General features: G+C 55.7%; 13 protein-coding genes. 11 read left to right on the top strand and 2 right to left on the bottom strand.

Translation table 11 applies throughout. The features are described from left to right. Window positions 1-45 precede the first annotated feature (45 nt). Window positions 46-282: a hypothetical protein gene (locus A4E19_20840; GenBank protein OQW31013.1), complete on the top strand. Its 237-nt coding sequence runs from the start codon at window positions 46-48 to the stop codon at window positions 280-282. Here A4E19_20840 and A4E19_20835 read toward each other — a convergent pair. Continuing rightward, window positions 279-1,271: a hypothetical protein gene (locus tag A4E19_20835; protein ID OQW31012.1), complete on the bottom strand. Its 993-nt coding sequence runs from the start codon at window positions 1,269-1,271 to the stop codon at window positions 279-281. The two genes, A4E19_20840 and A4E19_20835, sit on opposite strands and share 4 nt — an antisense overlap. 255 nt (window positions 1,272-1,526) lie before the next feature. Here A4E19_20835 and A4E19_20830 point away from each other — a divergent pair, with 255 nt between their 5' ends. Together A4E19_20830 and A4E19_20825 are read left to right on the top strand one after the other, a co-directional pair. Then, window positions 1,527-2,327: a hypothetical protein gene (locus A4E19_20830; protein ID OQW31011.1), complete on the top strand. Its 801-nt coding sequence runs from the start codon at window positions 1,527-1,529 to the stop codon at window positions 2,325-2,327. Further along, window positions 2,324-3,316, top strand: a complete 993-nt coding sequence (locus A4E19_20825) for a hypothetical protein (GenBank protein ID OQW31010.1) — start codon at window positions 2,324-2,326, stop codon at window positions 3,314-3,316. The genes A4E19_20830 and A4E19_20825 overlap by 4 nt, the downstream gene beginning before the upstream one ends. Here A4E19_20825 and A4E19_20820 read toward each other — a convergent pair. Beyond that, window positions 3,313-3,705: a hypothetical protein gene (locus A4E19_20820; GenBank protein OQW31034.1), complete on the bottom strand. Its 393-nt coding sequence runs from the start codon at window positions 3,703-3,705 to the stop codon at window positions 3,313-3,315. The two genes, A4E19_20825 and A4E19_20820, sit on opposite strands and share 4 nt — an antisense overlap. A 300-nt stretch (window positions 3,706-4,005) precedes the next feature. On the opposite strand from A4E19_20820, the gene A4E19_20815 reads away from it, so the two are divergent. From A4E19_20815 to A4E19_20780, 8 genes are all read left to right on the top strand, one after another. Beyond that, complete coding sequence (locus A4E19_20815) at window positions 4,006-4,461, top strand: hypothetical protein (protein OQW31009.1); 456 nt, start codon at window positions 4,006-4,008, stop codon at window positions 4,459-4,461. Window positions 4,462-4,717: 256 nt separating this feature from the next. Next, a complete protein-coding gene (locus A4E19_20810; GenBank protein ID OQW31008.1) occupies window positions 4,718-5,458 on the top strand; it encodes a hypothetical protein in 741 nt (246 codons plus the stop codon). A gap of 91 nt (window positions 5,459-5,549) precedes the next feature. Then, a complete protein-coding gene (locus tag A4E19_20805) occupies window positions 5,550-7,193 on the top strand; it encodes an amine oxidase (GenBank protein ID OQW31007.1) in 1,644 nt (547 codons plus the stop codon). Window positions 7,194-7,210: 17 nt separating this feature from the next. Further along, window positions 7,211-7,954: a hypothetical protein gene (locus A4E19_20800; GenBank protein ID OQW31006.1), complete on the top strand. Its 744-nt coding sequence runs from the start codon at window positions 7,211-7,213 to the stop codon at window positions 7,952-7,954. After that, on the top strand, window positions 7,941-8,702 hold the full coding sequence (locus tag A4E19_20795; protein ID OQW31005.1) for a hypothetical protein: 762 nt from the start codon (window positions 7,941-7,943) through the stop codon (window positions 8,700-8,702). The genes A4E19_20800 and A4E19_20795 overlap by 14 nt, the downstream gene beginning before the upstream one ends. Further along, the gene (locus A4E19_20790; GenBank protein ID OQW31004.1) at window positions 8,699-9,682 is read left to right on the top strand and encodes a hypothetical protein; all 984 of its coding nucleotides are present in this window, start codon (window positions 8,699-8,701) and stop codon (window positions 9,680-9,682) included. Before A4E19_20795 ends, A4E19_20790 begins: the two co-directional genes overlap by 4 nt. A gap of 992 nt (window positions 9,683-10,674) precedes the next feature. Then, complete coding sequence (locus A4E19_20785) at window positions 10,675-11,688, top strand: hypothetical protein (protein OQW31003.1); 1,014 nt, start codon at window positions 10,675-10,677, stop codon at window positions 11,686-11,688. A 451-nt stretch (window positions 11,689-12,139) separates the two neighbouring features. Then, entirely contained in the window at window positions 12,140-12,916 is a 777-nt protein-coding gene (locus A4E19_20780; GenBank protein OQW31002.1) for a hypothetical protein, read from the top strand. The last annotated feature ends 60 nt before the right edge of the window (window positions 12,917-12,976 follow it).

The following is a 12,976-nucleotide window of genomic DNA, read 5'->3' as shown; positions in this document are numbered from 1 at the left end:
CGCCGCCGGCAGACTTTTTCAGCATCATGCTAGAGGGAGGATCACATGGCCACGAGAGCGTACATTCTCATCAAAGTGAAAGCCGGCAAAACCAAGGAGGTAGTCGGCGCGCTGAAACGCATCCCCGGAGTGGAACAAGCGCACTCCTGCTTCGGTCGTCCGGATATTTTTGTCTTCATCAGCGTCCAGGACGAGCGGGCGCTCTCCGACGTCGTCATCACGAAGATCCACGCGATCGACGGCGTCGAAGAAACGGATACCCACATCGTGGCGGAATCTTAGCGTGTGAGCGGAAGGGCGACGGGCGCTCCCTCGAGCCCTGCCGACCGGTAACAGGCTTCGGCGATTTCCACGGCGCGATATCCATCCTCGCCGGTGACGGGCATGGGAGTCTTGTTGCTCACGGCCTGCAGGAAGGCGGTGAGCGTGTCGAGGACGGTCTGAGACGGAGCAAGATCGGCGTTCAGGGTCTCGACACCGGCACTATTCACACAGCGGACTCGGCGCTGCATCCAGTCGGCTTCCACCCGTCCCTGTGAGCCGACCCAGAGCGCTCGACCGACGCGTGATTCCGCGACTCGCTGGATGTCTATCCGGCAGTGTGTGCCGCCGACAGTCGTCAGATGAACCGATGCCCTGGTTTCCGGCGCTGCCGGTGGATGCCGATCCATCGTGCAACGTACCTCCTGGACCTCCTCACCGATCAAAAATCGAACCAGGTCGAGCATATGCACACCGATTTCCAGCACGGCTCCTCGTTTGCCGTAGCCGTCGGCATGATTTGGAGCCGTCTGTTTGTGCTCGATGTGACTGACCAAGTCCAGTCGCTCGGACAATCCTATATGAGGTCGGAGCCTCTTCATTTCTTGAATCGTCTTGTCGAACCGTAGGGTCTGCGCCGTCATCAATGGCACCGCGGATTCACGGGCCAGAGCCACCACCGTACGGGCATCATCAACCGTCGCGGCCAACGGTTTCTCCATCAACAGCGGTTTCCCCGCTTGAGCCGCGAGTCGACAGATGTCGGAGGAATACATGGGCGGCGTGACCACGACGATCACGTCGATCGAAGGATCGGCGACGAGGGCTTGCGCGTCTCCGTAAACCGTGACCGACTCGGCGCCCGCCACATGAAACCCCTGCTCCGGATGTCGCCGACACACGGCCCTGAGAGACGCGGTTGGGATGTCATGCATGAGATGGCGGGCATAGCGCATCCCATGCCGACCCACGCCGATCAATCCCACACCGATACAATGTTTATTCACCACGTCATATTCCAGGGCGTTGAAACAATCTGTTCGGCTCGTTCTTACGTTGGAGAGTGGGCTCACGAGACCAGGCCCTATCACGAAGACACTGCCGGCTCACCGAGACACTGGGCGCTCACCAACTCGCGCCCGTCCGCAAACGTGAGGCTCCTTATTCGTCGCCTCGCGGACCTCATTTGACATTCGGATAAACGGCTTCATATAGTAAAGGAACGTGATGCGCGGCTCAAATCCTCTCCCGTAGAACAATCGGTCATGCCCACGACACAGACGGCCCCTTTCACACTCGCGCAGATCGGGACGGGCACGGCCCGGTTCCCAAGCGGTGTGCCGATCCCCACCCATACCGATCAGATGGTGGACCCCTATTTCAAAAGCAAGATGCCGAAGGAACACCAACTCGATTGCCTCCTCTTCTGGCCGCAACAAGCGGGAACCTATCCGGGGCTCGTCTTGCTGCATGACTGGTGGGGACTGACCGGACAAATGAAAGACCTGGGCGCCCGGTTGGCCTGTGAAGGATATGCGGTGATCATCCCCAACCTCTATGGACGGCTGGGTGGAATGGTGACCGCCAACGATGACGTCGCGGCCGCCTTACTGGAACGTCAGAACGATGTCCACGTCATGACGGATATCAATTCCTGCTGCGAATACCTCAATGCACGCCATTTCACGAAACGGAACATTCACGGAGTCGTGGGCTACGGCATGGGAGGATCCTACGCGCTCCGTTTCGCGTGCCATCGAAAACGGCTGCGCGCGGCCGTCTCCTACTACGGCAAGATGGTGACTCCCCTCGAACTGATGAAAGACCTTCTATCACCGGTGCTCTACCACCAAGCGGGAAAGGATACCTGGGCGACCCAGCAGGACGCCGAGCAATTGCGCCACGCCTCGGTCGAATATGCCAAGCGTGTCGAGATTCATCTCTATCCCGAGGCATCCCATGCCTTCTGCAACGAGATGAAGCCTCATGCCTATGATCCCGACAGTTCGGCCCTTGCTTGGGACAGAACCACGAGCTTCCTGAAGTCTTGTTTCCAAGGAACATGATCCGACATCGCACTCCGCACCACGCGCCAGCTCGCACCCCCGCCAGTGTCATGAGTAAGATCGGCCGAGATCCGGTTCACCGCGTGCATCGCCATGGCACGACCGGCTTCTTCCTGACCGCGCTGTTCTCGATATTCGCCGCCTCCCTTGCCATGGCAGAAGGGAACGTGTCGCCGGCCCTGCTGGCTGCCGTCGTGACTCAACGAGCCGACCAACTGGCCGCCATCGACTCGGATGCGGCGGCGCTGAAGCTGTTTACCACGACGATCGGGCCCGCGCTTGGACTGAAGGACGCAGCCGGAGCATTGGGGGCCCGGCTCCCAAGTAGAATGGTTAAGGAGCTGGGGCTGGCAGAGTTGTCCCAGTCCGCCTCTGAATTGATGGCCACACTGGCGACATGGCAGTTCGCCGATGGGGTTCGTCGTGATGTAGGCTCGTCCCCTGACCTACTCTCCCTTCCTGCCGCGCGACAGGAGTGGTTGCGAGGCCGTAGTCGGACGACGTCGTTTTCAGACCTGCTTCGCCTTGCACGAGAAGACCAGGCGCTTCGGACCGCTCAGCCGACCTCTCCGCCACGGAACACCGAACTGCTCTTGGCCGCCGAACGTACGGCGTTTGAGTCCAGCCAACGGGCCACGGCGACGTGGTGGGACATCCACGGATGGAAGGACCGCATCCGACAGGCGAAAGGCCAAGCTCGGCTCTGCGGGACCTGGCAGTGGATCATTCACAATCACCAGATCCACGGAGAACAGAAGTCCACCATCATCTTCCCTCCCCCCGGACAAACGCCAGCCCATGCCGCAACACCCGCGGAAACCATCGTCCTGGGAGATGCGATTTACTTGCGCTGGGAGCAGAACGGCCAGATTCAAGAAGACAGCCTGTTGTTCATCAAAGACGACAACAAAATTGAAGGTTCGTTTATGAACAACACGGGAGGATGGGGACCGATCAGTGGGAAACGTACGGCCCCCTGTCAGCCTTAACTCCCGGCCCAACGCCAGGTGCGCCAGGCCAACAGTGCCCAGCCCAAGATGAACAGTGCGCCCCCGACCGGCGTCACCGCACCCAGCCATCGGATACCCAGTAACGACACTCCATAAAGACTCCCGGAGAATAGGAGCGTCCCCGCTAAAAACAACCACCCGGCTTTGGCCGCTCCAGCATCGCGGCCGAGACGCACGGCAAATCCGGCCAACACCATGCCGAACGCGTGGTACATCTGGTAGCGGGTCGCCGTGTCGTAGACGGCCAACGTCGGCTGATCCAACAGGCCTTTGAGCATATGGGCGCCGAATGCGCCGGCCGCCACCCCAAGTCCTGCACTGAGGCAGCCGACAAGCACCAACCATCGCGATGATGTATCGACATCCATTTGTATCCGGTTCCCCCGGCAAGAACGGTTATGGAAAGAGAGGCGATCATACGCGATCCCATCCGAATACTCCATCTCGCGCACGAGGTCATGGAACCGACTTCCTCATGTGCTATAGTTTTCACATGGACCGCATCGCAGGAAATCGTTGGGAAAACATACCATCTCGGAATCCTCCATCCGACAAGAAGTAGTGCCCTCTCCACCGAGCCACACCCCCCAAATCAGCCTTTGATTCTTTCTACCGACTCCTGTATGGTAATCCCTCATTTTTCGAAACCACTGGGAAAGAGGACCATCATGTGGGACAAGAAACGAGAACTCGAGTCCGACAACGCAAACTTTACGGTTCTTGGGAAAGACGTCACCTTCAAAGGCATCGTTCACTTCCATAGCACCGTTCAACTCGATAGTTCCATTGAAGGAGAAATCCACGCCAAGGGCATGTTGGTCATCGGCGAAAACGCGGTCATCCGAGGCTCGATCGTCGCCGAGACCGTCGTCTGCAGGGGGAAGATCCAAGGAAACGTCACCGCAAGCGGCAAGATCCAACTCCTGAAGCCGGCGGTTCTGCTCGGCGACATTTCCTCCCCGTCCTTTTCACTGGAGGAAGGCGCGTTCTTTAAGGGTTCAATCGACATGGGCTCCCATCCGGTGGTCGATGAACTCCAACAATCGACCATGATTCTTTCGGAATTTTCGCCGCGGCTGAGCCCGTCACGGCCCGTTCTGATAGAAAGCGAACGAGGGGGCTGACGCTCCCTCATGCTCGGTTCTGCTCATCTCGAATCGGCATACATCATTCATTCCGCCGATCATACCCACGTAACCACCCATTCCTACGTCTTCCTATATCCTGCTTTGCGCAGTGTCCTCGATGGGCTGAACGCCTCTTCGCTATCCAAGCCTTGAGCTCTCCTCGATCGGATCAACGGTCAACAAAACATCCAAAATAACTTCCGTCTCGTAGTTCAGGTCATAGGGTCAACATATCAGCATGAGGGAGTCACCTGTGCTTGTACCCAACTGCCAGCCGCTAAGTCTTGCCGCGTCGCCGTCTTCCCGGCGGAAAACCGACGACTTACTGGCTCAGAAGCGACTGTCGCTCATCATGGCCACCATTGGGATCAACATCGTCGCAGTGGCCTTCCTGACATTGGCGCCGTGGTCCGATTGGAAAACCGGCCTGGCATTGAACCTCGTCGACAATGCCGTTCTCTTGTGGTTCGTCGTTCAACATAGAGACAGACTGCTCGCCCGGTTCATGTTGTTCGGTCTGGTCGTGGGATTCACGGAACTGGTGGCGGATGCCTGGCTGGTGGACTCTACAAAGACGCTCGACTATTCCATCGGCGGCGGTCCGATGCTATGGCGTTCGCCCCTCTGGATGCCGTTTGCCTGGGAAGTCGTCGTCGTGCAATTGGGGTATATCGGACTGTGGCTCTGGAATCGATTCGGCAGCTGGGGATTAGCAGGAGTCGGCCTCCTGGGCGCCATTAATATCCCTTACTACGAGGAAATGGCTCGGCACATCAACTGGTGGCGGTACAGCAATTGCCGGATGCTCTCCCATACGCCCTATTACATCATCCTTGGCGAGTCCGCCATCGCTATCCTGCTTGCCATCCTGGCCAAAGAGGTGTCACGGAGCACTTGGACGACGGCCGTCCTGGCCGGCACAGTCGGTGGAGCCGGGATCTTCATCTGTTATGCAATGGCCTACGCCATCACCGATGGCATTCGTCTTCCGTAAGAGACGTCCCCGTCCTTGCTCAACCTCTTTCCGCTTGTCTCCCCCTTCTGTAAGATACGCCCCGAACCGTTCACCGACCGGAGGTGTGCCGATGGCTCGAACCGTTTCGTTTCGTTCATTGATCCGTTTGATACGAGCTGCGTTATTGGCCGAGCGCCGAGGCTGTGCTGCCGATGAGGCCCTTGGAACCATTCATGAGTTGAATTTAAACCGGACATCACAGGCGATATCGCGGCGCGATTTTCTGATCAGTGCAGGCACAACCGGCGCCGCACTGGCCTTGGGCACCATGGCCGGATTTCCGTTGCGAGCTGTTGCGAAACCGGCGTCCTCTTCGCTCTCCATCGGCATTGTCGGCGCAGGACTCGCCGGACTGGCGTGCGCCGATATGCTGAAGACTCGGGGCATTCGAGCCTCCGTCTACGAAGCGGCCAAGCGAACGGGCGGCCGCTGCTGGTCGTTACAAGGATTCTTCCCCGGCCAGGTCGCGGAGCGAGGCGGCGAACTCATCGACAATCTCCATAAGACGATGTTGGGCTATGCCCGACGATTCCGCCTCGGTCTCGAGGATGTGAACAAGGAGCCGGGAGAAGTCTTTTATCATTTTCGCGGTCAGCGGTATTCGGAAGCCGCCGTCGTGGCGGAATTTAGAGATTTCGTCTCGGTGATGCGGATCGACCTGAACCGGCTATCGCGAGAAGTCACGGCCGCCTCCCATACGGCGGACGACGTGGCCCTGGACGGTACGAGTCTGCTGGCCTACCTGGAGGGGGACAACGGAGCCCGCGTCCCCGCCGGGCCGCTCGCCAAAGCCGCCATCATCGCCGCCTATGAGGCCGAGTATGGACTCGCGGCGAAGGAACAAAGCTGTCTCGCGTTTCTCCTGTTCATTCATGCCGACCGCCGCACGAAGTTCACCCCCTTCGGCGTGTTCAGCGATGAACGTTATCACCTGGTCGACGGCAATGAGCGGATCATCGAAGGACTGACGCGTGAGCTTCCCGGACAAATCACCTATGAGTCGAGACTCATACGAGTCCGCAAGTTGAGCGACGGACGCATCGAACTCACGTTTCAGCAGGGTTCCCGTACCGTGACCTTCGCGCACGATGTCGCCGTGCTCGCCATCCCCTTTACGATCCTCCGCGACGTTGCACTCGATGCCAATCTGGCAATCCCCACTCCTCAACTGACCGCGATCCAAGAACTCGGCTACGGCACCAACGCGAAAATGATGGTCGGTTTTTCCGGCCGACCGTGGAGAGCGTTAGGCGGAAACGGTACTGCCTACGCCGATCTCGCGAACATGCAGACAACATGGGAAACGAATCCGTCACGAGGCACGGAGACCAGAGCTGTGCTGACCGACTATTCCAGTGGCGCACGAGGGGCCGGTTTGAATCCGAACAACGTGCAGGCGGAAGCCGATCGATTTCTAACGCATCTGAATCACGTTTTTCCTGGTGCACTCGGCGCTGCCACCCGAGCGGGGGGACCGTACCTCGCGCATCTTGAACATTGGCCGTCGAACCCCCTGATGGAAGGCAGCTATACCTGTTACCGCCCCGGCCAATTTACGACGATGGCCGGTCTGGAGGGGATCCCGGCCGGCAATCTGTTGTTCGCCGGGGAACATGCAAACTCGTTCTATGAATGGCAGGGCTTCATGGAAGGAGCGGCACTGTCCGGTATCGCCGCGGCTAAATCGATTCTGAGCACGACAAAAAAACGTTAGGACGGAGGCATGAGTCTATGCCACCACAAGCTCATGTACGGCGGCCGCGTCGCACGTCTAAAGAACTATTCCGCATCTTGCCGCTCGGCGACGCAGCCATCACGATCGAGTTCGGCAATGAGATCGATCCGGAGATCAATGCGCGCGCGATCGCATTTTCCAAAACTATTGCTGACCAAGCGTGGGAGGGCATCCTGGATGTCGTCCCCGCCTACCGATCAGTCACCGTCTCGTTCGACCCGCTTCGATGGGATTCCTCTGTCCTGACAGAAAAGCTGCGCGGACTGCCTCGGCCCAAGCCACATGAACACGAGTCGCATGGCACCCTCCATGAGATTCCCGTTTTGTATGGCGACGAATGGGGACCTGACTTGGAAGCAGTCGCAGCCTTCGCAGGCCTGACACCAGCGCAGGTCATTGAGCTACACACCTCGATTCGCTATCGCGTCTACATGCTCGGATTCAGTCCCGGCTTTCCCTATCTTGGGATCGTCCCTGAGCGGCTGGCCATGCCTCGACGACCGACTCCACGCATCAAGGTCCCCGCTGGATCAGTGGGTATCGCGGATCGCCAGACCGGCATTTATCCCACCACGACGCCTGGTGGCTGGCGCCTGATCGGCCGGACACCAATTTCGTTGTATCGCCAAAGCAACGCAGTCCCCTTCCTGCTGAAACCGGGCGACATGGTCCAATTCAAGTCGATCGATCACGGTGAATTCGATCGTCTGAGCCGCGAGGGACAGGGTGACGACCATTGATCTGAACAGCGACATGGGTGAGTACGAGAGCCCGGAGTCGCTGGCTCGTGAAGCGCACCTCATGCCGCTGATTACCTCGGTCAATATTGCGTGCGGAGGTCACGCCGGAAATCCTCACTTCATGCGCCGGACCGCCAGGCTGGCCGCGCAATACGGAACTGCGATCGGCGCCCATCCGGGGTTTCCCGATGCCCAAGATTTCGGCCGCCGGGATCGTCACGCATCTCAGGAAGAGGTTGAATTACTGGTCACCACACAACTGAATACCCTGGCCGAGGTCCTGGCATCGGATCATCTCACGCTCGGCCATGTGAAACTGCACGGCGCGCTCTACAATTTGGCGGCACGAGATCGAACAGCAGCTGACGCGGTCGCCCGAGCCGTGGCTTCCTTCGATCGCCGTTTGCTGCTCTTCGCCCTCGCGGGATCAGTGCTCGTTGAAAGCGGAAAAAGCGCCGGACTCACTGTGGTGCAGGAGGCGTTTGCCGACCGCGCGTTCCGCTCTGATGGAACGCTGGTCCCCCGTTCCCAACCAGGCGCACTGCTGAACAACGAGGAGCAAGTTCGTCGGCAACTGCGTGAGATCCTGTCAGGCTCTGTCACGAGTATCGATGGGCGGCGAATCTCTCTGCAAGCTGAGAGTCTGTGTGTTCATGCCGATACCCCTCACGCGATTGAGTTCGTCCAGCTCGTTCGACAGGAAATTGAATCGGCGGGCTTCCGTGTCGCCAATGTTCACCGCGTATGAGCGACAGCGATCTCCCCCGCATCATCGTGGTCAAAGGTGGATGGCTCACCACGGTGCAAGACCTCGGACGATACGGTTATCAACACTATGGCGTTTCCGCCGCCGGCGCGATGGACTCATTCTCCACGAGAGTCGCCAATCGATTGGTGGGGAATCCAGACCGGGCGGCGGTGCTCGAACTCACGCTGAAAGGACCCGAACTTCAGTTCGAACAAGACTCCGTCATTGCCGTCACCGGTGCGGATCTCTCTCCAACCATCGACAGCCACAGTATTCCCATGTGGGAAAGCATCACAGTTCAACGAGGTAGCCGATTAAGCTTTGGCACACGACGTGCCGGCGCTCGTGCGTACCTCGCCATCGCCGGCGGGATCGATGTTCCATCGGCCTTGGGCAGCCGATCAACACATTGCGCGAGCGAAACCGGCGGATTCGGAGGACGGCCGTTGAAGTCGGGAGATATTTTGTGCAGCGGGAAACCAGGTAAATCCACAGATCGGTCGATCGGCACACGACTTCCAGACCACCTACACCCTCGCTACGAACATTCCGCAACCCTTCGCATCATTCCCGGCCCTCAACAAGGTTTCTTTTCGGAACACTCATTCGCAACATTGACTACAGCAGCCTACATTGTCTCTCCTCAATCAGATCGCATGGGGTATCGATTGACCGGACCTAAAATCGCTTGGAAAGAATCGGCCCGATTCATCTCCGATGGCACGGCGATGGGAGCGCTACAAATACCGCCGGACGGACAACCGATTCTCTTGATGGCCGACCGTCAGACCACCAGCGGCTATCCCAAGATCGCCGTGGTGATCTCTGCGGATCTCCCCCTCGCCGCCCAGCTGAGTCCCGGCGATAGCATCACATTTGCCCGCTGCACCCTCGCGAAAGCTCGGACAGCACTGCTGAAACAGCGTGCCATGCTGGATGCCACGCTGCCGCCGCAAGACGATTCTCATGTGAACACATAAAAAGTAGCGGAGAAGACCATTGGGCTCTAATTTCAGTGTAGAGCTATACGTATCTATTTATAGATCTGTTCTTCTCTACACCTCCGAGTCATATCTTCGTCTTTCCTTCAGCGCTACCATCCCGCCGCGAATGAATGAGACATATTCCTCGAAATGCGTGTGAATAGTCATAAGATTCGAGCGCGCTCACAAGAATCTGACGGTTCGAGAAAGAGCTATGAATCTGATTCGATACTTCATGAATCGAAAGAGATTCACCTCGACATGCTGCCGACATCATCCATCGTCACAATACTTGGAAATTCACATGATACTCATGGATTCCGGTGTGGTCCGTTCTTTGCTGGAAGGAACTGCACATGAAATTACACAGCTTGTTGATGGACAAGCAGCATGACCGATCGGACTAGTTCATGCGCACATCAAGATTTTAGTGGCGTGCTTGGCATCATATCGCTTTTGGTTTGAAGGGTATCCTATGCGCAGCTCATTGTGGTTGAACATTGGGTGGTTGCTCCTATTGCTCACGGTCACTCTCACCGCCCGGTGAAACTCCGTACCGCAAAGCGGCGCGGAGCACGGGAAAAGCCAATAGTCGCGCTGACACCGAGCTTGTGACGCTATTCTAATGATAACCGGGTGTTTTCAAAACAGACGGATTATTCAATATCTAACCTTATTAATTTTCCTGATACCAATGTCAGGCTGTGCTGTGAGCATGAACGGAAAAAACAATTCGAGACATCACATCGTGATCGGTTTCGGAATGGTATCTACTAACGAGGCTTCCCGCAATGCTGTTGTTGCTACTGATCTTACTGCGCTCGGAATTACCTTATCTGACCGGCCTGGGCTTAAATTTGGTATTGGATACACAGCAAGTACGGTTGTAACAGTTGCTCCGGGAGCATCCGATGTTCGGGTGGAAGTATCCAAACCATTTGGTGGGCCTTTGACCGTGAATACACCTAGCGCGGAAATGGAGGAAGAAGATGGTGGACAACATGTTCGATGAAATGAAGCTGTTGCTACTCTTGACACTGGGCGTTGGCTTGAGCGTCCAAATGGGTTGCCACAGTTATAACCACTCGGTTATTGCTGCCACCGGAACGTCGATCGGTGTGGAAGTCTCTCAGAATCCAGCAACTCAAGTACCTCAGGCCAAGCTTGGCTATCAACGGGCTGAGCTAGCAGTTGTTCCAACTAATCGGTCTGCCGAAAAAATCACAACCGCACAAAATTCAATGGGAGATGGAGCGAAAGACCATGGTGAGGTAATCATGGAATTGCGCTATGGAGGAATTTTTGACACTGGCAAGTCATCGGGAATATACCAGCGCTTAGCCGTAGGCAAGACAGCTGTGTCTCAGCCCGGTGCGGCGTTCATGTTTGCTAAAGATGACGAGGGGGAATTAAAGGGGAACACAGCTGACGCAGTTGTCAGGGCCGCCGAAGCTGCTGCCTTCTCGGATAAGCTATCAGGCAAGAGTGGGCTGGGAACCTTAACTTTACTTCGGGAAGTCTATTCTGGTCTTACAAAGCTCGGAACGAAGCCTCCTGTCGGTCAAGATGATGCAATATCCCGCCATACGGTCAAGCAACTTGATGACTTAATTAAGTATCTTCCCGACAAGTATGAATTCAACAATTATAGGGAAGCAAGTGCAAACATTGTTATTGCGGATCCTAAAAAAGGATCGCCGAGCCCTAAAGCAAGAATGACTTTTGATGGAGTGATTGATTATCACAGTGAGCTTGTATCATCGATCCAACTGCTTACGGGATTGCTGAAGCGGCCCAGGAATAGCTTCTCTGTTGATTGCCCGCCACGCGTTGATGGTTCACCGCCGCCACCTAATTGCGACAACGGCATCCCAGATACCGCTACCCTGCAAAAAGAACTAGAAGAACAGAAACTTCATCTGAAGCAATTCACGGACGAATGGGGGAAGCGGGAGACAGTTCTAAAGGCCGTGGACTATTACATCTCTTCTTTAAAAAGATAGCTGCCCATCGTTTCAGGAGGAACAACATGGCTACTGACTTTAAGCGTGATAATCCAGCTGATTTTACTTATCAGCTGCCAGACTGCGAATCGCGCAATTCGAGACTCAAAGATCTAGTCCTAGCTGTCTGGTATCACCACTGCATCAAACAGATTGATCGAGTAGATCAAGCTCCCGACACTTATGGATGGAAGGTAACATATTAAAGGAAAGATGCCTTTTTCTCATCCATACAGCCCTTGATCTGAGCGTTCACCATGCAATCATTTAGGCATATTACTAAAATTCGTCCTTTGGTTTTCATAACACTCTTGATCCCATTGTGCTTAACGTTCCATCTCTTTGAGCTAGCAAGAGCGGAACAAATTATTCGCGAACCGTTTCCGCCCAAGCATCCAATATAATCGAGAACCTAAAGGCAGAGGCAGAGAAAGTAAAAGCTGATGCAGAGATGGTCAAGGCACAAGCTGAAGCGAAAAAGGTAGAAGTAGAAGAGATCAAGGCTCATGCAACGGGCATGGCAGAGAACCTCAAGGCACAAGCAGAAAAAACAAGAGCAGAAGCAGAGATGACAAAAGCGCAAGTAGAAGGCAAGAAGATCGATGTAGAAGAGAGCAAAGCCTCACACGCGAATTGGCAGTTCTACTTTGATTGGGTATACAAGGTACTCTTATTGATAGGCGCAGTTGCAGTTTTGATCTGGGTTTTTCCTCAGATTCAGGAGTTCAGTTTTCCATGGGGCTCTGGAATAGCCAGTTTGAAGCGAGCCCCGAAGGAGCCGGGCCCGCCTGCGCCTCCCAGCACGCCACGCACAGAACTGCTTGCCGTAAGTGATATTGAACATGTGAAAAAAGGGTTGTTGGCAGCACCCGGGGTTCCCAAACCGACGGCTGAAGGAATTATCGACAATCTCGAGGAGCTAGAGCAGTACAAGGCTGTCGGAATTCCTAGGGATAGCATTTACGTCTGCCATCGTGCTCGCAAAATCCCCAAGAGTGATTATTATCAGGTCCAAATATACCTTGACGCGGATGAAGCTTCTATCTTGGATAAGATAGATAAGGCAACCTATCTTCTTCATCCAACTTTTTCGGAACGAGAAAGGACAGTGAATAAAGCTCCTTTTGATCTTGAAATAAAAGCGTGGGGGGAGTTCATGTTGTACGCCCTTGTGTCCTTCAAAGGACAAAACAAAGCGATCCAGTTGAAACGATATCTGAACTTCTAGTTCAGCCAAGAAGATCGTCTGGATTACTACCAGCGCATCGTACCCGCAAGCCTCTATACT

The sequence above is a fragment of the Nitrospira sp. SG-bin1 genome, from assembly GCA_002083365.1.
In the GTDB taxonomy this organism is placed as follows: domain Bacteria; phylum Nitrospirota; class Nitrospiria; order Nitrospirales; family Nitrospiraceae; genus Nitrospira_D.
This window is presented reverse-complemented; position numbering and strand designations above follow the sequence as displayed.

Bases quoted from the DNA above. Each gene is read 5' to 3' on its own strand.
- A4E19_20800 (OQW31006.1), top strand. From the start codon at position 7,211: ATGCCACCACAAGCTCATGTACGGCGGCCGCGTCGCACGTCTAAAGAA.
- A4E19_20805 (OQW31007.1), top strand. From the start codon at position 5,550: ATGGCTCGAACCGTTTCGTTTCGTTCATTGATCCGTTTGATACGAGCT.
- A4E19_20780 (OQW31002.1), top strand. From the start codon at position 12,140: ATGGTCAAGGCACAAGCTGAAGCGAAAAAGGTAGAAGTAGAAGAGATC.
- A4E19_20840 (OQW31013.1), top strand. From the start codon at position 46: ATGGCCACGAGAGCGTACATTCTCATCAAAGTGAAAGCCGGCAAAACC.
- A4E19_20790 (OQW31004.1), top strand. From the start codon at position 8,699: ATGAGCGACAGCGATCTCCCCCGCATCATCGTGGTCAAAGGTGGATGG.
- A4E19_20830 (OQW31011.1), top strand. From the start codon at position 1,527: ATGCCCACGACACAGACGGCCCCTTTCACACTCGCGCAGATCGGGACG.
- A4E19_20785 (OQW31003.1), top strand. From the start codon at position 10,675: ATGGTGGACAACATGTTCGATGAAATGAAGCTGTTGCTACTCTTGACA.
- A4E19_20825 (OQW31010.1), top strand. From the start codon at position 2,324: ATGATCCGACATCGCACTCCGCACCACGCGCCAGCTCGCACCCCCGCC.
- A4E19_20820 (OQW31034.1), bottom strand. From the start codon at position 3,705: ATGGATGTCGATACATCATCGCGATGGTTGGTGCTTGTCGGCTGCCTC.
- A4E19_20815 (OQW31009.1), top strand. From the start codon at position 4,006: ATGTGGGACAAGAAACGAGAACTCGAGTCCGACAACGCAAACTTTACG.